This window comes from Paracoccus pantotrophus, from assembly GCF_008824185.1.
Taxonomy (GTDB): Bacteria; Pseudomonadota; Alphaproteobacteria; order Rhodobacterales; family Rhodobacteraceae; genus Paracoccus; species Paracoccus pantotrophus.
The window spans coordinates 1,233,791-1,251,228 of sequence record NZ_CP044426.1 but is presented as its reverse complement, the minus strand read 5'-3'; the positions used below and the strand labels follow the sequence as shown (position 1 = coordinate 1,251,228).

Below are 17,438 nucleotides of genomic sequence, written 5' to 3'. Positions count from 1 at the left end.
AAAGATTTGCCGGGCGGCCCAGCTGCCCAGCCCATGAACTGACCAGACCACCCTTCGGGGCCTGGCGAGACCGCAGCCTTCACCGGCCAGCCCGCTCGCCTCGCTCGCAAACGCGAAGAGGAGGTCTCTCATGACCCAATCCAACGAACACCCGCGCTGCATCCTGGCGCTCGATCTCGGTACCACGACCGGCTGGGCCTTGCGCAGCCACGAGGGGCTGATCACCAGCGGCACCGCCAGTTTCCGGCCCGGGCGCTATGACGGCGGTGGCATGCGCTATCTGCGCTTCACCAACTGGCTGACCGAACTGGATCGCCTGTCCGGTCCGATCGCCGCGATCTGGTTCGAGGAGGTCCGCCGCCACGCCGGAACCGATGCGGCCCATGTCTATGGCGGGCTGATGGCCTCGCTCACCAGCTGGGGCGAGCTGCGGGGCATTCCCTACGAGGGCGTGCCGGTGGGCACGATCAAGCGCCACGCCACCGGCAAGGGCAATGCGCCCAAGCAGGCCATGATCGATGCGGCCCGCGCGAAGGGCTTCAGCCCAGAAGACGACAACGAGGCCGATGCGATCGCCATCCTGCTCTGGGCCCTCGACGCCCGTGGAGGTGCGGCATGAGGTTCCATCCCAAAGGCTATGGCGGCCAGCGCCGGTCGCCTGATGAGGTGAAGCGCGACGGCTGGCGCGAACAGGGCGTGCTGGCCACCCCTGATCCCCAGGCTGCGCATCAACCTCTCTACCGTGCAGCGTGCGACATCCTCGACCGCGCTGATCGAACGGCGTGGTCGACCCGGTATGATCGTATCCGACAACGGAACAGAGCTGACCTCGAATGCCATTCTGAAGTGGTGCGCCGAGCACGGGATCGAGTGGCATTACATCGCGCCGGGCAAACCCATGCAGAATGGCTTCGTGGAAAGTTTCAATGGGCGGATGCGGGACGAGTTGCTCAATGAGACCATGTTCCGCAATCTGGCTCACGCTCGCGTCGTAATCGCGGCTTGGGTGACCGACTACAACACCGAACGCCCGCATTCGGCCTTGGGTTACCAGACCCCAGTCGACTATGCGCGCACCCTGACCACCGCAATCGCCCGCCCCGCTGCGCGAGATGAAAGCTCCGCGCGTCGGGCGATTGCTCAATCCGCGCCGATTGGCGTAAATAGCAACCGGGCTCCAGTTGCCGCTGGATGAAAGTTCAGAGGCAGGTCAACGTCTACCGACCGTCATCGGGTGCTTCAGCGAGAGCACGCCGATAACGCAGGCTGTACTCCGTGTGCTCCCAGACCGCATCGGCGATATCCCCTCGCGTGTACTGGGCAGCTGGATTTCCGGTAAGTTGACGTCTTTCTTCACGTTCGGCCAGCACCCTGATGACAACTTCTTGGATGTCGTTGTAGGAGAGCCGTTCCTCACCGTCGTGAATATGCTTCGCAAGGTGCTCCGCCAGCCGAAATGCGTCGTCAAGGATCGGTCCATGATCAATGTAACGTGTGCGTCCGGTCAGGATGAACTCAGCATCAACGTCGGTTGTTGCCGCGATTCGTCTCAGCACTTCGGCGGGCACCTTGGCTGTTTCCTGCGTTTCGTAGGATATGTACGTGCGCTTCGGGATGCGCAGCCGTTCCGCCATCTCTTTTTGCGAGATACCTTTAGGCCCGATCTGCTGACGTATTTGCTTGAGGATGGCGCCGACCGGCGCGACAGGTGCGCGCTCACTCTGCACGTCCGGCGAATCAAAATCGGCGGTTATCCAATCATCCCAGTCGAGATCATCATCGTCAAAGCTGAAATCCACGGCTGCTTCAGGCAGTTTCCCGTCCATCTCGCGACATCTCCCTGCAAAAGGTGCAAGTTCCTGCACTAAAATAAAGGATATTTCTCAAAGTCTTGACCAAAGCGAACCTTGCGTGGTCTCCAGCCTACAGGAAAGGAGACCTGCCATGTCGAAAATTTTCGATCTGGGCCGCACCCCCGAGGAGTGGTCGGCAAAGCTTCGCCCGCGCGGTGTCGAACTGTCGCCACGGACGCTAAGGTCCAAGGCGCGGGAGCACGGACAGTATTTTTCCATCGGGCGCGCCATCTTCATCACCCCCGATCAAATGGATGAGATCCTGCTGCGGGAAGCCGACCGCACATCGCGCTTTGCAGAGCTTCAGCACAACAGCGGCCCAAAGGGGGGATGACATGCCGGCACCAACTACCACTCAGGCTGCGATCCGCCGGGCGCTGGAAGCGGCTAAGGATATCGGGTTGAACGTCGCTGGCTATACTGTGGCGAAAGACGGTACGATTTCTGTGACGGTGGCCGGTGCCGACGCCGGGCAACATGCACGTCCCGCGCCCCGTCAGACCGCCCCGAAATCCTGGGCAACGAGGTAGACCGTGAGAGTGGACTTCCCCGGATTGTTGATCGAGAGCCATCGCAATGGCTCTCCTCGCTATCGCGTCCGCGTCGAGGGCCGGAAGCATGTTCGTATTCACCTTCCGGTCGGACCGGAGGACAAGGACTTCGCCAACTACTATCACGCTGCGCGAGCAGGCGAGAGATGGCTTCCGTCCGAGCCGAAGGCGGTCAAGGGCTCGATTGACTGGCTCTGCGCCGAATACCTGTCCTTTGTCGCGCGGATGGTCGAGGCCGGGCAGATGTCGCCCGCAACGCTGAAGCAACGGCGCAGCGTCTTGCGCCGCCTCTGCGACTATTCGGGCGAGGGTAGCGTGCGCTATGGCGATTTCGACATGGATGCCCCCGCTGCCGCTTTCATCGAAATCCGGGATGCCTGGGCTACGCATCCGGGCGCTGCGGATAATCTCATCAAGACTGTTCGGGCGGTCTATACGTGGGCGCAGGAGCGCGAGTACATCAAGCACAATCCGGCGGCGGCGATAAAGGCCATCAACGTCAATCCTGCTGGGGGCGCCGTCCCCTGGTCCGTCGCCGAACTGAAGAAATTCAGGGAACATCATCCCAGAGGCACGACTGCGCATCTTTGGCTGACGCTGCATGCCTTCACGGCGTGCAGGATCGGGGATGCGATCTGGTTGGGGCGCGCGCAGGAAGTGATGCGCGACGGGCAACTCTGGCTGGGCTGGCAACCCAGAAAGCGCGGATCGGCCTTCGTTTCCATCCCCATGATGCCGCCCCTGATCGCGGCAACTCGTGCAGCCGACGGCCCGGCATACCTTCTGAACGAAAAGGGCAAGCCCTTCGCCAGCGTCGAGGCTCTGCGCGTTCGCGTCCAGCGCTGGTGCAGCGCGGCAGGGATACCGGATCGCTCGTCGCACGGCATCCGCAAGGCGGTGGGAGAGATGATGGCCCAGAACGGGTGCTCGCAGTATCAGGTGATGGCGGTCATGGCTCATACCCAGGCCAAGACCAGCGAAATCTACACCAAGGGTGCTGAGCGACAAACTCTTGCGGCGGATGGCGTTAAGGTGTTGGCCGCGCTAGATTGGTGAGTGTCCCGCAGCATGGATTTGCGGGACACATATGGCAACAATCACTGAAGGAAATGAGGGAATGGGATTCCAGGGTCGCCCACCATTATCCTCCAGACCAGCGGTTTGAATGGTGGATTCGCGGCGCGCGATTCAGCGCCCGGGGGATCGGGATGGGTTGCGTCCGGTGGGCTGCCGACGGCTTGCGTCAGGCCCTCGAACCGACCCGGAGATGGTGGCGCAAATCCCCCGCGGGCAGAAAACCCTGATGCGGATTTGAACTTTTCTCGCGGAACTGTATAATATCGCCCACCGAAATCGGGGCTCATGCCCCATTCCACGCAACAGGGTCGCAATCGACCCGCGGAGGTGACCGGCGCCGCGCGCCGGTTGGTTTCGCCCTGCGCCGCGGCATGCGTGCGCATTGAAAATCCGGAGATCATGTTTGATGGGCAGAATTCTTGCTTCGACCACGCTTGCCTGCTTGGCGCTGACCGTTCCCGCCTTTGCCGCGGATGAGCAATGCGGCAGCATCACCGTCGCGGAAATGAACTGGGCCTCGGCGGGGTTGGCGGCTTGGGTCGACAAGATCATTCTTGAAGAGGGCTACGGATGCGACGTGGGGCTGGTGGCGGGCGATACCATGCCCACCTTCGCCTCGATGAACGAAAAGGGCGAACCGGATATGGCGCCCGAACTGTGGGTCAATGCCGTCAAGGAACCCCTGGACCAGGCGGTCGAGGAGGGACGGATCGTCATCGCCTCGAAGATCCTGTCCGATGGCGGCGTCGAGGGCATCTGGGTGCCGACCTGGCTGGCCGAGGAACATGGCATCCGCACGCTCGCGGACGCGCTGGAGCATCCCGAACTGTTCCCCGGCGCCGAGGACAGCAGCAAGGGCGCCTGGTTCGGCTGCCCCTCGGGCTGGGCCTGCCAGGCGATCAACCGCAACCAGTTCGTCGGCTCGGGCGCCGCGGAAAAGGGGTTCGAACTGGTCGATTCCGGCTCGGCCGCGGCGCTGGACGGCTCGATCGCGCGGGCGGCGAACCGCAAAGAGGGCTGGCTGGGCTATTACTGGGCACCCACCGCGATCCTGGGCCAGTATGAGATGACCCGGCTGGACCTCGAGGCCGAGTTCGACCGCGAACGCTGGGACAGCTGCATGGTCAAGCCCGATTGCGCCGAGCCGGAGGTGACGGAATGGCCGGTCTCGGATGTCTATACCGCCGTGACCCGGGAATTTGCCGACAAGGCCGGCGTGGCCATGGACTATGTCAAGTCCCGCGCCTGGAGCAATGACACCGTCAACGAGATGCTGGCCTGGATGGTCGAGAACCAGGCCAGCAACGAGGACGCCGCCTATGAGTTCCTCGAACGGCACGAGGAGATCTGGACCCAATGGGTGCCCGCCGAGGTGGCCGAAAAGGTCAGGGCCGCCCTGTAATCCGCGCCTTCGCGCCTGACGGGCAAGGCCGCCGCCGCGGTCTTGCCCATTTCCATTTCCAAAGGATGAACGACATGGACCTGATCCGTTTCCCGGAAATGAGCCGCGGGAGCCTGCGCGCGATGCGCCAGACCATCGACAGCGGCTTCCGGGACTTCACCCGCGCCTGGGGCGACACGCTGGAGGCGATCTTCGCGCCGCTGCAAGACCTGCTGACCCTGATCGAGAACCTGCTGATCCGCTCGCCCTGGATCCTGGTGCTGGCGGTGCTGGCGGCGGCGATCTGGCTGGCCAGCCGAAGCTGGAAGATCGCGCTGGGTTCGGTGCTGGCCCTGCTGGTGGTCGGATATTTCGGCATGTGGGAGGACACGATGCGCACCATCGCCATGGTCGCGGTCTGCACCCTGATCGCCGTGGTGCTGGGCATTCCCATCGGCATCCTGATGGCGCAGTCGAACCGGATGAACGCCCTGGTGACGCCGATCCTGGACATGATGCAGACCATGCCGAGCTTCGTCTACCTGATCCCGGTGGTGATGATCTTTGGCCTGGGCAAGGTGCCGGGCGTGATCGCGGTGGTGATCTATGCCATCCCGCCGGTGATCCGGCTGACCAACCTGGGTATCCGCCAGGTGGCGCCGGACGTCCTGGAGGCCGCCGAGGCCTTCGGCTCGTCCAGCTGGCAGAAGCTGCGCGACGTGCAATTGCCGCTGGCGCTGCCGACGATCATGGCGGGCGTCAACCAGACCATCATGATGAGCCTTGCCATGGTCGTCGTCGCCTCGATGATCGGGGTGCGGGGCCTGGGCCAGCCGGTGCTGCAGGCGATCAACCAGCAATATTTCACCATGGGGGTGATGAACGGCCTGGCCATCGTCGCCATCGCCATCATCATGGACCGCACCACGCAGGCCTATGGCAAGCGGCTGCAAAAGCACACGGAGGCGGGCAAATGACCGAGGCGGGCATGCATGACATCGAGATCCGCGACCTTTACAAGATCTTCGGCCCCGAGGCCGGTCGCCATGTCGAGGCGGTCAAGGCCGGGCTGACCAAGGCCGAGCTGAACGACCGGCACAATCACGTCCTGGGCCTGCAAGACATCAACCTGACCATCCCGCATGGCCGGATCACGGTCATCATGGGGCTGTCGGGTTCGGGCAAGTCGACGCTGATCCGCCATATCAACGGGCTGATCCGGCCGACGGTGGGGCAGGTGCTTTACGACGGGCAGGACGTGGTGACGATGACGCCGGCGCAGCTGCGCGACTTCCGCCGGCAAAAGACCGCGATGGTGTTCCAGAAATTCGCGCTGCTGCCGCATCGCACCGTGCTGCGCAACGTCGCCTATGGGCTGGACATCCGCGGCATCGCCGAGGCCGAGGAGCGGGCGCGGCACTGGATCGGCCGCGTCGGCCTGCAGGGCTACGAGGAATACTATCCCCGCCAGCTTTCCGGCGGCATGCAGCAGCGCGTGGGCCTGGCGCGGGCGCTGGCCAATGATGCCGAGATCCTGCTGATGGACGAGGCCTTTTCGGCGCTGGACCCGCTGATCCGCATGGACATGCAGTCGATCCTGCTGGAATTGCAGCAGGAACTGCGCAAGACCATCATCTTCATCACCCATGACCTCGACGAGGCGCTGCGGCTCGGCGACAAGATCGCCATCCTGCGCGACGGCGCCATGGAGCAGGTGGGCGACGGGCAGGAGATCGTGCTGCGCCCCGCCAACGCCTATATCGCCGAGTTCGTGCGCGAGGTGAACCGCGGCCGCATCATCGAGGCGCGCACCATCGCCGCCCCCGCTGCCGATGGGCGCGCGCTGCCCGGCTTTGCCGTCAAGGCGCGCTCGCGGCTGGACCTGGTCGCGCGCCGCATGACCAAGGCCGGCGTGTCCGAGGCGCAGGTCCGCGACGGCGACAGGCTGGTCGGCATCATCGACCTGCCCTCGATCCTGGAGGCGATGGTCAACCCGGCCGATGCGGCCAGCGACGACTGAAGCCCTGCGTCCCTGGCCCAGGCTAGCGGCAGGGCGGAAACCCTGCCGCGGGCCTGGTCCGCCGCGCCCCCGGCCGTGCCGACTTTCTACTGTATTTTAAGTCAGCATATAGATTTCTGTAAAAGTCACCCCCGGCTTATCCCGATAAGTTCCGCCAATCTTTACAGGGAGAGCGTCTGCTTGCGGAGAAAGAGGGGGAGATGACTGTGCAAACGGCAACGAATGCAGAAGCGGGGCCGATCCGGCCCGAGGACGAACGGCTGGGCCTTGCCGCCAACCTGGCCTATGGCATGCAGCACATCCTGACCATGTATGGCGGCATCGTGGCGGTGCCGCTGATCGTCGGCCAGGCCGCCGGCCTGTCGCCCGCCGACATCGGGTTGCTGATCACGGCATCCCTGTTCGCCGGCGGGGTCGCGACCATCCTGCAAACCATCGGCCTGCCCTTCTTTGGCTGCCAGCTGCCGCTGGTGCAGGGCGTTTCCTTCGCCGGGGTCGCCACCATGATCGCCATCTCGGGCAATGGCGGCATACAGGCGATCTTCGGCGCGGTCATCGCCTCGTCGCTGCTGGGCCTACTGATCACGCCGGTGTTTTCCCGCATCACCCGCTTCTTTCCGCCGCTGGTGGCGGGAATCGTGATCACCACCATTGGCCTGACGCTGATGCCGGTCGCCGGCACCTGGGCGATGGGCGGCGACCGCAACGCGGCCGATTTCGGCAGCCCGGCCAATATCCTGCTGGCAGGCGTGACGCTGGCCATCGTGCTGCTGCTCAGCAAGGTCGGCAATGCCGCGATCTCCCGGCTGTCGATCCTGCTGGCGCTGGTGATCGGCACTGCCATCGCCTATGCGACCGGCATGACCGATTTTTCCCAGGTCGGGCAGGGGCCGGTCTTTGCGCTGCCGCAGATCTTTCATTTCGGCTATCCGACCTTCGGCGTCGCGGCCACCATCTCGATGTTCATCGTCATCCTCGTGACCCTGGTCGAGACCTCGGCGGATATCTTCGCCGTGGGCGAGATCGTCGAGACCAAGGTGGACGGGCGGCGGCTGGGCGACGGGCTGCGCGCCGACATGCTGTCGAGCATGCTGGCGCCGGTTGTCGGCTCGTTCACGCAAAGCGCCTTTGCCCAGAATGTCGGCCTGGTGGCCGTGACCGGTGTCAAGAGCCGCTATGTCGTGGCGACGGGCGGGCTGATCCTGGTGGCGCTGGGGCTGTTCCCGGTGATGGGCCGGATCGTCGCGGCGATTCCCAGCCCGGTGCTGGGCGGGGCCGGCATCGTCCTGTTCGGGACGGTTGCGGCCAGCGGCATCCGCACCCTGTCCAAGGTCGATTACGCCAACAACATGAACCTGATCATCGTGGCGACCTCGATCGGCTTTGGCACCATCCCGATCGTGCTTCCGGCCTTTTACCACCAGTTCCCGGCCTGGGTCGAGACGATCTTCCATTCGGGTATCAGCTCCTCGGCGCTGATGGCGATCACGCTCAACCTGCTGTTCAACCATTTCACGGCCGGCAATTCCGACCAGCCCTCGGTCTTCGGTGCCGCGGCGGAACGAACCATCCGCTATACCGACATCGCCCAGCTCGAGGACGGGGATTATTTCATGGACGGCCGGCTTTACGACGCGAACGGCAATGAGGTGCCGCTGATCCGGCCGGCCAGCCATTGATCGCAAGGCGGGCCGCCTTCCTGGCGGCCTGCCCGTATCCGGCCCAAACCGCCGCCCGTCAGCGGCAGGCGCCGTGCCGGGATATTCCAGGCTGACCACGGGCCGGTGTCACAATGCCACCCGCGGGCCGGCCAAGCCTCGCGCCCGCGCAATATGGCCGCGGCCGGCAGGCCACCCTAAGCACCATGGCCGGGTCGGTCGCATTTCGCGCCTATGCGCCCTGCCGCCTGGCCCAGGCGGATTGCGCAAGGCGGGATCGGGATCGGGGTAAAAGGGAAAGTGGCAGCCCGTAGGGGAGTCGAACCCCTCTTTTCAGGTTGAAAACCTGACGTCCTAACCGATAGACGAACGGGCCATGCCTGCGCCTGCACCTTGGCCGGCGACACGGCTGCTCTTTAGGCCAGCTTCGGCGGCTGCGCAAGGGGGCGCGGTGCATTCCCTGTGGGTAACTCGCGCTCCGGCGCCGTCAGCCCTCGCGCACGCCGCGCATCAGCATCAGCGCCAGCCCCGAGCAGACCAGCGTCGCCAGGACGATGGGCCGTGCCGTGCCGTCGTAAAGCAGGCCGACCGGCGCCGCGATCAGCACCGCGCCCAGCGTCGAGATCGCCCCGATCACCGAGGCCGCCATCCCCGCCACATGGCCCATGCGCTGCAAGGCCATGGCATTGAGGTTGCCGAAGGTCACGCCGGCCATGAAGAACACGCTGACCGCCCAGAAGAAGAAGGCCGGAAAGCGCAGCGCCTCGGGCAGCAGGTCGCAAAACACCAGCACCGTCATCAAGCCCGAGACCAGCACCTGCATGCCATAGGCCCAGCCCACGATCCGCCGCATGCCCAGCCGCACGACATAGCGCGCGTTCAGCACCGTGCCGCTGCCCGACAGCAGCGCCATGGCGGCGAACCACAGCGGGAAGCTGTCGCCCTTGCCATAGGTGTCGACGAAAAGCTGCTGGGCCGAACTCAGCAGCGCGAACATCTGCCCGAAGCCCAACGTCATCACCACCGTCACCAGCTGCACCTGGCCGTTGCCCATCACCTCGCGCGCCGCGGCGACCAGGCTGCGCGTGTTCAGCGGCCGGCGCGCGGCCTCGGGCAGGGTCTCGGGGCGGCGCAGGTTCAGCCACAGGCTGCCGATCAGCGCCAGCACCACGAAAGAGCCGAACACCCCGCGCCAGCCGACGAAATGGATCACCACCGCCCCGATCGAGGGCGCCACCGCCGGCACCAGGATGAAGACCATCATCACGAAGCTGGTGATCCGCGCCATCTCGCGGCCCTGGTACAGGTCGCGCACCATGGCCAGCGCCACGATCCGCGGCGCGGCGGCGCCGATGCCCTGCACGAAACGCGCCGCCAGCAATAGGTCCAGCGAATCGGCAAAGATCGCCGCCACGGCGGCGATGGCGTAAAGCGCAAAGCCGGCGGTGATGACCGGCTTGCGCCCCAGCGCGTCGGAAAGCGGCCCGCCGACCAGCAGGCCCATCCCCAGCCCGCCCACGAAAGAGGTCAGTACGAGCTGCGCGCGGTTGACGTTTCCGGGTGTCAGGGCGGCCGCGATCTCGGGCAGGGCGGGCAGCATGGAATCGATCGAAAAGGCGATGACGGCAAAGATCAGCGCCAGCATCGCGATGAACTCCGGCAGGGGCTGGCTGCGGGGCGGTCGAGCAATCGGGTCGGGCATGACGGTTTCCATGGCAGGGCAGCTTGCGGCCTATCCCCGCAGGCCCCCAGGTTCAACCCCTGGGGGCGCCCGGCATCCTCCCGGCGCTTTCCGCTTACAGGAAGCGGATTTCCCCCGTGGCGATGTCATGCATCGCGGCCATCACCACGATTTCGCCCGCATCGGCCATGTCCTTCAGGATCGGGCTTTCCGACAGGATCTTGGCCAGGGTCAGTTCGGCATTCTTCTCGGCCACCTTCTGCACCAGAGCCTTGTCTTTCGATGTGCGATTGGTCGGGGCAACGGCCGCGACGGCCGGCTCGATCAGTTGCAGAGCATGGGTCAGATGGCCCAGTTCGACCTTGTCGATCGCGCCCTTGACCGCACCGCAAGAGCTATGGCCCAGCACGACGATGGCCTTGGAGCCCGAGACCTTGCAGGCGAATTCCAGGCTGCCGATGATGTCGGTGTTCACACAATTTCCGGCGATGCGCGCGGTGAACAGGTCGCCGATCTTCTGGTCAAAGACCAGTTCCGGCGGCACGCGGCTGTCGATGCAGCCCACGACCGCGGCTATGGGATATTGCCCTTCCGAGGTTTCGCGCACCATCGCGTTCAGATCGCAGTTCCGCATTGCTCCGGCGGCGAAGCGGGCATTGCCCTCTTTCAGCGCCGCGATGACATCGGCGGGGGACATGCCGGCCTGCCGGGCCTGCGTTGGCATGAGGCAGGCGGTTTCCGCCAGGGCCGCGCCGGCGGAAGCCAGCGTGAGCGAAGCGGTGCTGCAAAGGAACATGCGGCGGTTGATCATGGGTTACTCCTCCCGTTGTGTTCATGGGTTCACAGCCCAAGGAGGCCGGGCGCGCGGACTGCACCGGACCGGACTGCACCGGACTGCATTGTTTTGCAATATTTCTCTTGAATGAACGCTGTCTGGCCAAAGAACCGGATTCGGCCTAGCGCCCATGCTGTCGCAGGGCGGTCATCGCCTCGGGGGAAACGGCACGCTCCGGCCCGGCCGCGCCTCGTCCTGCTTGCCGGCCGCCGCGCAGCGATCATGGCGCCGGCGCGCAGGTCCATTGCACCCGCCCGCCGCCGGGCTATATCTGGCGCATGAGCGCGTCCCTGAATCTGATGAAACTCTGCGTCGGCTGCGACGATCCGGCCGAACTCGCGGCATGGCAGAAACACCGTTTCGGCGGTGGCCCGGCCCGCCACGTCACCCGCATGTGGCCCAGGCGCGAGGCCGAATTGCTGGACGGCGGCTCGATCTATTGGGTGTTCAAGGGCGTGATGCAGGCCCGCCAGCGCATCCTGGATTTGCAGGAGGTGCAGGGCGAGGACGGCATCCGCCGCTGCGCGCTGATCCTCCACCCGGAACTGGTGCGCGTCGCGGCCGTGCCGCGCCGGCCCTTTCAGGGCTGGCGCTATCTGCCCGGCACCGAGGCCCCGCCCGACCTGCCGGCAGGACGCGGGGCCGAGCCGGACCTGCCCCCTGAAATCGCCAGGGCGCTGGCCGAGATGGGCCTGCGCTGAGCCGGCCGATGGCGGCGCCTCATGCCCGCTGCCCGGTATATGCGTTGATGGCTTCCTGGAAGGGTATGATGCCGATGGTGCTTCCGTCGGCGGTCTGGACGCGCAGGGCCTGCAGGCGGCTTGCGGCCATGTGCTGGAGGGCCTCGGCGATGCTGGCCTCGGGGGCGATGGCGGCCTCGGGCAGGGCGTCGAAACCGTGCTGGGCCAGCATCACCGCGCCGACCTTCAGCACCTTGCCGCGGTCGACATGCTGGACGAAATTGGCCACGTAATCGTCGGCCGGGCGCAGCACGATGTCCTGCGCCGTGCCCTGCTGGATCACCGAGCCGTCGCGCAAAAGCGCGATGCGGTCGCCGATGCGCAAGGCCTCGTCGAGGTCGTGGGTGATGAAGACGATGGTCTTCTTCACCTCCTGCTGCAAATCCAGCAGCACCGTCTGCATGTCATAGCGGATCAGCGGGTCCAGCGCCGAATAGGCCTCGTCCATCAAGAGGATCGGCGCGTCATTGGCCAGGGCGCGGGCCAGGCCCACGCGCTGCTGCATGCCGCCCGAAAGCTGGCTCGGGTAGCTCTTCTCGAAGCCGGCAAGGCCCACCCGCTCGATCCAGCGCATGGCGGTGCGATAGCGCTCGGCCTCCGCCATGCCCTGCACCTCCAGCCCGTAGGCGGCATTGTCCAGCACCGTGCGATGCGGCAGCAGGCCGAATTTCTGGAACACCATCGCGGTCTTGTGGCGGCGGAAGGCGCGCAGCTCGTCGCGGGACATCCCGACGACGTTGCGGCCCTCGATCACGATCTCGCCGGCGGTGGGCTCGATCAGCCGGTTGATGTGGCGGATCAGCGTCGACTTGCCGGAACCCGACAGGCCCATGATCACCTGGATGCTGCCCGGCGCGATGGAGATGTTGATGTCGCTGAGCCCCAGCACATGGCCGTGGCGGGCCTGCAGCTCGGCCTTGGTCATGCCGGCGCGCACCGCCGCGACATGGGCCTGGGGGTCCGCGCCGAAGATCTTGTAGAGGTTCTTGATCTCGATGCCGATGGGATCAGTCATGGCTGGCCTCATGGTGTTTCTGCAGCCGCTTGCCCCAGGCCTGGCTGATACGGTCGAACAGGATGGCGATGCCGACGATGGCGAAGCCGTTGAACAGGCCCATGGTGAAATACTGGTTGTTGATGGCGCGCAGCACCGGCTGGCCCAGCCCCTGCACCCCGATCATCGAGGCGATCACCACCATGGCCAGCGCCATCATGATGGTCTGGTTGATGCCGGCCATGATGGTGGGCAGCGCCAGCGGCAGCTGCGCCTTGACCAGCTTCTGCCAGGCCGAGGAGCCGAAGGCGTCGGCCGCCTCCAGCACCTCGGGATCGACCTGGCGGATGCCCAGGTTGGTCAGCCGGATCATCGGCGGGATGGCATAGATCACCACCGCGATCAGCCCCGGCACCCGGCCGATGCCCAGCAGCATCACCACCGGGATCAGGTAGACGAAGCTGGGCATGGTCTGCATGATGTCGAGGATCGGGCTGATGATCCGCTGCACCCGCTGCGAGCGCGCCATCAGGATGCCCAGCGGCAGGCCGACGGCGATCGACAAAAGCGTGGCGGCCAGCACCATGGAGATGGTCTTCATGGTGTCGTCCCACATGCCGAAGAGGCCGATCAGCACCAGGGTGGCGACCGAGCCGATCACCACGCGCAGGCTGCGGCTGGCGCCCCAGGCCAGGCCGGCCACGACCAGCAGGATCACCGGCCAGGGCGTGCCCAGAAGCAGCCGTTCGAACCAGATCAGCAGGCTCTGCAGCGGGCTGAAGAAGCCTTCGATCAGGTCGCCGTAGCTGCGCGTGAAGCTGCGGAAACCGTCGTCAATCAGCCGCTGGAGATCGCGCAGCCAGGTGCTTTTCAATTGGGGAAATGTGGTGAGCCAGGTCATGGGATCCTCGCGCAAGGGCTGGGTCAGGGCCGGGGCGGCATGGCAGGGCCGGCACCGCCGCGGCGGCCGGCATCGGGGGAGTGGCCGGAGAAATGGCCGGGCGGGATCGGCCCGCCCGGCCGCGGCGCGGCCGCGATCAGAGCGCGGCCTTGATCCTTTCGGCCGCTTCGGGCGTGACCCATTCGGTCCACATCGCCTCGTTCTCGCGCAGGAACTGCCGCGCGCCTTCCTCGCCCTGGGCCTGGTTCTCGGTCATCCAGGCCATCAGCGCGTTGACGGTGTCGTTCGACCAGGACCGCTTGGACAGGTAGTCCATCACCTCGGGCGGGGCGCTGTCGGCGAAACCCTTGGCGACGACGGTCTGCACCTTGTCGGCCGGCCAGTCGTTCTTCTTGGGATCGGCGCAGTCGGCATTCGAGGTGCAGTTCTGCCATTCGTCCATGTCGAGCGGCACGCCGTGCTCGAGCTTGACCATCTCGTAGCGGCCGAGCAGCGCGGTCGGCGCCCAGTAATAGCCGACCCAGCCCTGCTGGCGTTCATAGGCGCGCGCGATCGAGCCGTCGAGCCCGGCGGCCGAGCCGGTGTCGACCAGGGTGAAGCCGGCCGCCTCGGCGTCGAAGGCCTTGTAGAGCTGGCTGGTGATCACCGTGCCGCCCCAGCCGGCCGGGCCGTTGAAGATGGCGCCTTTCGAGGGATCCTCGGGATCGGGGAACAGGTCGGGCCGCTTGAGCACGTCGTCGATGGTCTTCAACTCGGGATTGGCATCGGCGAGGTATTTCGGGATCCACCAGCCCTGGACGGCGCCGTCGGTCAGGATGTCGCCCGTGACCACGATCCTGTCCTCGGCGAGGCCCGACTGGATGACTTCGGGCACCAGGTCGACCCAGCCCTCGGGCGCGATCTCGGGCTGGCCCTTTTCCACCATCGAGGTCAGCGTCGGCACCGTGTCGCCCTGGATCACCTCGGCGCGGCAGCCATAGCCGTTGTTCAGGATGAAGGCATCCAGCGCCGCGGCCAGCTCGGCGCTTTGCCAGTTCATGCTGGCGATGGTCGGGCTGCCGCAATCGGCCCAGGCAGTGCCGGCCAGCACCAGAAACGGAAGCCCGGCAACAGTCCCGTGAAAGAAGCGTCGTTTCATCGTTATCTCCCTGTTGCGACAACTATCCTCCGCTCCCCGGCGCGTCGCTCCAACCGGGGGCTCTTTGGGCAGGAACCGGGTTCCTGCCGGTCGTCATCCTGGCCTGCGGTTGCAGTTCGGGCAATGCGATGCTTGCCTGGCAAGGCGCCAACCGGCAGCCGGACGTGTTCATGCCGCATCATCCCCGCCTCGTCCTGTCCCGGATGCAACGATAGCGGCACATCTTGCGACAATATCGTCAGCCGGACCCGGATCCGCGGTTGCAGTCTGGGGCGCCATGCCGGCCTGGCATTCCGGGCTTGGGCCCCGTGCATCGTCGCGGCAAGCGGCTGGCCCTGTCCGCGCAAGCAGGATCGCCAGCCATTCCGATGCCGGCATCGCCGGATCTGGAGGAGAGGATCGCGGTCCGATCGCCTCGATCGGCCGACCGTGAAGGCATGCCAGGGGATCGCCATGGGCTTTTGCATTCCGGTGTTGCGAGGGCCATCGCGGCGCGCGGCCGCTCCGCGCAACAAAAGGCCCCGCCAGGCATCATGCACCGGCGGGGCCGAAAAGGGAAGCTCCGGGATGCTTCCGGTCTTATTCTCGGTTGCCCAGGAATTGCAGCAGGAACATGAACAGGTTCAGGAAGTCCAGGTAGAGCTGCAATGCACCCATGATCGCGGCCTTGCCGAGGAAGTCGCGGTCCGAATTCGCCAGTTGCAGATAGGTGTTCTTGATGTTCTGCGTGTCATAGGCGGTCAGGCCGGCAAAGATCAGCACGCCGATCACCGAGATGGCGAATTGCATCGCGCTGGATTGCAGGAAGATGTTCACGATCATCGCGACGATCAGGCCGATCAGGCCCATCATCAGGAACGTGCCCATCCCCGACAGGTCGCGCTTGGTGGTATAGCCGTAAAGCGACAGCCCGGCGAAGGCGATGGCGGTGATCAGGAAGGTCTGGATGATCGAGAAGCTGGTATAGGCCGCGAAGATCCAGCTGATCGAGATGCCCATCACCGCGGCGAAGGCATAGAACAGCGTCGTCGCACCGTGAACCGACAGCCGGTTCAGCGCGGCGCCAAAGGCAAAGACCATGACCAGCGGCGCGAACATCACCAGCCATTTCAGCGGCGACAGATACAGCGTCTTGCCGAACTCGGTCAGGTAGTGGCCATTGCCCAGCGCCCATTGCGTCGGCGTGTCGGACAGCGCAAGGCCCGCCATGCCCCAGGCGGCGCCGGCGGTCACCAGCATGCCCACGGCCATCAGGCCATAGACCTTGTTCATATAGGCGCGCAGGCCCTCATCCACGGCAGCCGAGCGCGTCGCGGTCCCGGCCGTGCGGATCGAATTGTAGTCTTGCATAGGTTCTCCCCGGTCGAAAATCGCGGTGCGGCCCGCATGGCCGACCATCCACGCAGATATTGGCAAAGCACGCCGGTTTTTCAATGCAGAACCGGCGGTTTCGGCCCTCGCTGACGAAAATTTCAGATGCTAACGATCACCTTGCCGGTCGAGCGCCGGCTGGCCAGCAGCTCATAGCCTTCGGCCAGCCGCTCCAGCGGCAGGGTGGCGCCGACATGCGGGCGCAGGCGGCCCTGTTCGTAAAGCGCGAAAAGCGCGGCGATGTCCTGGCGCAGCAGCGCGGGGTCCAGCTTGCGATAGCCGCCCCAGTAAAAGCCGTGGATGGCGATGTTCTTGACCAGCGCATGATTCAGCGGCAGGGCCGGGGGCTTGCCGCCGGCAAAGCCGATGACCAGGAAGCGGCCGCCGGGGTGCAGGGCACCGAAGGCTGCCTCGCCGGGCGCATCGCCGACCGGGTCGTAGACGACATCGACCCCGCCCAGATCGCGCAGCGCGGCGCGCAGGTCGGGACAGGTCTCGCTGTCGATGCAATCCGAGGCGCCCGCCGCCCGCGCCACCGCCAGCTTGTCGGCCCCGCGTGCCACGGCGATCACCCGCGCGCCCAGGGCGGCGCCAATCTCGACCGCCGTCAGCCCGACCCCGCCCGCGGCGCCCAGAACGGCCAGCGTCTCGCCCTTGCGCAGGCCCGCGCGCAGCGTCAGCGCGAAATGGCTGGTGCCATAGGCGATCAGGAAGCCCGCCGCCTCGTCATAGCCCATGGCGTCGGGGATCGGGTGGCAGCTTTCGGCGGGAAACAGGTTGGCCTCGGCCATGGTGCCCTGGCCTTGCACGACGACGCGAGTGCCCGGCGCCAGGGCCACGCCTGCGCCCGCCGCCAGCACCTCGCCCGCGCCCTCGAGTCCGGGGATGAAGGGCAGGGGCGGGGTTTCCTGATACTGTCCCTTCGTCATCAGCAGATCGGCGAAATTCAGGGCGGCCGCGCGCAGGCCCACCAGCACCTCGCCCGGACCGGGCGCGGCAAGCGACAGGCAGCCCGCGACGGGAGAACCCGACATTTCTTTGATTTGCATCATTTTCCAGGTCGTCTTCATGATTCCTCCCGGCGCGTTCCGCCTGTCCTTTTCCCGGCTTTTTTCCATGTTTTCGGGGGGTTCGGCCAGAGGCTTTCGGTGCCCGCAAGCGATTGTCTTTTTGGACAAGTGGCCATTATCGACCTCGAAAATTGCGCCGTTCTGATGTAGCGCCCGTTTAGATTGAGT

Annotated in this window: 16 protein-coding genes, 1 tRNA gene and 1 pseudogene; 9 read left to right on the top strand and 9 right to left on the bottom strand. The window is 65.5% G+C overall.

Features of this window, described 5'->3' with window-relative positions; translation table 11 throughout:
• Positions 1 to 130: 130 nt before the first annotated feature.
• Both ESD82_RS16655 and ESD82_RS16650 read left to right on the top strand, forming a co-directional pair.
• The gene (locus ESD82_RS16655; protein WP_147427792.1) at positions 131 to 619 is read left to right on the top strand and encodes a crossover junction endodeoxyribonuclease RuvC; all 489 of its coding nucleotides are present in this window, start codon (positions 131 to 133) and stop codon (positions 617 to 619) included.
• A 132-nt stretch (positions 620 to 751) separates the two neighbouring features.
• Positions 752 to 1,195: pseudogene (locus ESD82_RS16650) on the top strand (integrase core domain-containing protein); the annotation flags it as partial.
• A 22-nt stretch (positions 1,196 to 1,217) separates the two neighbouring features.
• On the opposite strand, the gene ESD82_RS16645 reads toward ESD82_RS16650, so the two are convergent.
• Positions 1,218 to 1,826, bottom strand: coding sequence for a helix-turn-helix domain-containing protein (locus ESD82_RS16645; protein WP_028710979.1), 609 nt, complete (start codon positions 1,824 to 1,826; stop codon positions 1,218 to 1,220).
• 118 nt (positions 1,827 to 1,944) lie between these two features.
• Here ESD82_RS16645 and ESD82_RS16640 point away from each other — a divergent pair, with 118 nt between their 5' ends.
• The 6 genes from ESD82_RS16640 (at position 1,945) to ESD82_RS16615 (ending at position 8,561) form a co-directional block, all read left to right on the top strand.
• The gene (locus tag ESD82_RS16640; RefSeq protein WP_240540236.1) at positions 1,945 to 2,187 is read left to right on the top strand and encodes a hypothetical protein; all 243 of its coding nucleotides are present in this window, start codon (positions 1,945 to 1,947) and stop codon (positions 2,185 to 2,187) included.
• Between the two features lie 199 nt (positions 2,188 to 2,386).
• Entirely contained in the window at positions 2,387 to 3,460 is a 1,074-nt protein-coding gene (locus ESD82_RS16635; RefSeq protein WP_028710941.1) for a tyrosine-type recombinase/integrase, read from the top strand.
• Between the two features lie 427 nt (positions 3,461 to 3,887).
• The gene (locus ESD82_RS16630) at positions 3,888 to 4,883 is read left to right on the top strand and encodes an ABC transporter substrate-binding protein (RefSeq protein WP_024846073.1); all 996 of its coding nucleotides are present in this window, start codon (positions 3,888 to 3,890) and stop codon (positions 4,881 to 4,883) included.
• A 74-nt stretch (positions 4,884 to 4,957) separates the two neighbouring features.
• Positions 4,958 to 5,839 carry an ABC transporter permease gene (locus ESD82_RS16625; protein WP_024846074.1) on the top strand — a complete coding sequence of 294 codons (882 nt, stop codon included), beginning with the start codon at positions 4,958 to 4,960 and terminating at the stop codon, positions 5,837 to 5,839.
• The gene (locus ESD82_RS16620) at positions 5,836 to 6,882 is read left to right on the top strand and encodes a quaternary amine ABC transporter ATP-binding protein (RefSeq protein ID WP_147427794.1); all 1,047 of its coding nucleotides are present in this window, start codon (positions 5,836 to 5,838) and stop codon (positions 6,880 to 6,882) included. Before ESD82_RS16625 ends, ESD82_RS16620 begins: the two co-directional genes overlap by 4 nt.
• Before the next feature lie 200 nt (positions 6,883 to 7,082).
• Positions 7,083 to 8,561, top strand: a complete 1,479-nt coding sequence (locus ESD82_RS16615) for a nucleobase:cation symporter-2 family protein (protein WP_024846076.1) — start codon at positions 7,083 to 7,085, stop codon at positions 8,559 to 8,561.
• A gap of 280 nt (positions 8,562 to 8,841) precedes the next feature.
• Here ESD82_RS16615 and ESD82_RS16610 read toward each other — a convergent pair.
• The 3 genes from ESD82_RS16610 to ESD82_RS16600 all read right to left on the bottom strand — a co-directional run bounded on the left by ESD82_RS16610 (position 8,842) and on the right by ESD82_RS16600 (position 11,032).
• Positions 8,842 to 8,916, bottom strand: a tRNA-Glu gene (locus ESD82_RS16610).
• A gap of 111 nt (positions 8,917 to 9,027) precedes the next feature.
• Positions 9,028 to 10,242: a Bcr/CflA family efflux MFS transporter gene (locus ESD82_RS16605; protein ID WP_147427796.1), complete on the bottom strand. Its 1,215-nt coding sequence runs from the start codon at positions 10,240 to 10,242 to the stop codon at positions 9,028 to 9,030.
• A gap of 94 nt (positions 10,243 to 10,336) precedes the next feature.
• Positions 10,337 to 11,032, bottom strand: a complete 696-nt coding sequence (locus tag ESD82_RS16600) for a carbonic anhydrase family protein (protein WP_147427798.1) — start codon at positions 11,030 to 11,032, stop codon at positions 10,337 to 10,339.
• A 302-nt stretch (positions 11,033 to 11,334) separates the two neighbouring features.
• Here ESD82_RS16600 and ESD82_RS16595 point away from each other — a divergent pair, with 302 nt between their 5' ends.
• Positions 11,335 to 11,757 (top strand): DUF1489 family protein, encoded by a 423-nt coding sequence (locus tag ESD82_RS16595; RefSeq protein ID WP_147427801.1) that lies wholly within the window; start codon positions 11,335 to 11,337, stop codon positions 11,755 to 11,757.
• A gap of 19 nt (positions 11,758 to 11,776) precedes the next feature.
• Here ESD82_RS16595 and ESD82_RS16590 read toward each other — a convergent pair whose 3' ends face one another.
• The 5 genes from ESD82_RS16590 to ESD82_RS16570 all read right to left on the bottom strand — a co-directional run bounded on the left by ESD82_RS16590 (position 11,777) and on the right by ESD82_RS16570 (position 17,270).
• Positions 11,777 to 12,811: a quaternary amine ABC transporter ATP-binding protein gene (locus ESD82_RS16590; protein WP_024846080.1), complete on the bottom strand. Its 1,035-nt coding sequence runs from the start codon at positions 12,809 to 12,811 to the stop codon at positions 11,777 to 11,779.
• Positions 12,804 to 13,691 carry an ABC transporter permease gene (locus tag ESD82_RS16585; protein ID WP_024844635.1) on the bottom strand — a complete coding sequence of 296 codons (888 nt, stop codon included), beginning with the start codon at positions 13,689 to 13,691 and terminating at the stop codon, positions 12,804 to 12,806. The genes ESD82_RS16590 and ESD82_RS16585 overlap by 8 nt, the downstream gene beginning before the upstream one ends.
• A 136-nt stretch (positions 13,692 to 13,827) precedes the next feature.
• On the bottom strand, positions 13,828 to 14,829 hold the full coding sequence (locus ESD82_RS16580; protein WP_024844687.1) for an ABC transporter substrate-binding protein: 1,002 nt from the start codon (positions 14,827 to 14,829) through the stop codon (positions 13,828 to 13,830).
• A gap of 579 nt (positions 14,830 to 15,408) precedes the next feature.
• A complete protein-coding gene (locus tag ESD82_RS16575; RefSeq protein ID WP_024844686.1) occupies positions 15,409 to 16,179 on the bottom strand; it encodes a Bax inhibitor-1/YccA family protein in 771 nt (256 codons plus the stop codon).
• Positions 16,180 to 16,301: 122 nt separating this feature from the next.
• Positions 16,302 to 17,270, bottom strand: a complete 969-nt coding sequence (locus ESD82_RS16570) for an NADPH:quinone oxidoreductase family protein (protein WP_024844685.1) — start codon at positions 17,268 to 17,270, stop codon at positions 16,302 to 16,304.
• Positions 17,271 to 17,438 lie beyond the last annotated feature (168 nt).